The 1,072-nt window shown below is 68.1% G+C and carries 1 protein-coding gene; it reads right to left on the bottom strand.

Going from position 1 to position 1,072, the window contains the following annotated elements; translation table 11 throughout:
• The coding region (locus tag ACFWFI_RS42765; RefSeq protein ID WP_387401392.1) for an acyltransferase domain-containing protein at positions 1-1,021 on the bottom strand (1,021 nt) is incomplete at its 3' end.
• Between the last annotated feature and the right edge of the window lie 51 nt (positions 1,022-1,072).

Here is a 1,072-nt window from a genome sequence, read left to right as displayed (position 1 = left end):
CCTGGAACGCCGGACCGTACACATACCCCTGCTCCGCCAACCCCTCGTAGAACCCATCCACCGACACCGCCACCGCACCCACCGGAGGCCACTGCTCGTAGTCGGACGCCGGTTCTTGGGCCGACGCCGACAACAGACCATCGACATGGCGATCCCACGGCGTCTCAGGGCCGGAGTCCTCGGGTCGGGAATAGATGTGCAGCGTCCGGCGGCCGGCCTCGTCCTCTCCGCCGAGTACGACCCGGAGCTGCACCGCACCTTGCGGTGGCAGCGTGAGCGGCGATTCGATCACCAACTCCTCGATGGTGCCGAGGCCTGCTTCCTCCCCCGCACGCAAGGCCAGTTCCAGGAATGCCGCCCCCGGCAGCAGCACACTGCCGGACACCGCGTGGTCCGCCAGCCACGGCTGTGCGCGCAGGGACAGGCGACTGGTGAACAACTCGCCACCCGAATCGGGCAGTCCGACCACCGCTCCGAGCAGCGGGTGCTCCGCCGCGGTCAGTCCTGCGGACGACACGTCGCCCGCTCCGTGGGCGGCTTCCAGCCAGTAGTGCTGGTGCTGGAAGGCGTACGTGGGCAACTCGACGTGTGCGGCTGCCCGTTCGCCGAGTGGCGTGGACCAGTCGACCCGAACGCCACGGACGAACAACTCGGCGACGGACAGGAGGATGCGGTCCAGGTCGCCGTCGTCGCGACGGAGAGTCCCGGTCACGACGCTCGGCGCCTGAAGATTCTCGTCCAGGCTCTCCTGGACGCTGTGCGCAAGCACCGGATGCGAGCTCACCTCGACGAACGCCCTGAACCCCTCCGAGATCAGAGCCGAGGTCGCGTCGGCGAAGCGCACGGTCTGCCGCAGATTGCGGAACCAATAGCCGGCGTCCAGCTCCGCGCCGTCAATCCACCGGCCGTCCACCGAGGAGAACATCGGAATCGTCGCCGCTTGCGGGCTCAACCCGGTCAGCACGTCGGCCAGTTCATCCTGGATCAGTTCGACGTGGGAGGTGTGGGACGCGTAGTCCACCGGAACCCGACGAACCCGGACGCCCTCGGACTCATACGCGGCAATGAGCTG

Origin of the sequence: Streptomyces sp. NPDC060209 (assembly GCF_042728155.1) — a bacterium.
Classification (GTDB): Bacteria; Actinomycetota; Actinomycetes; order Streptomycetales; family Streptomycetaceae; genus Streptomyces.
Note: the sequence above shows the minus strand (reverse complement) of the source record. Positions and strands in the feature narration are given on the sequence as shown.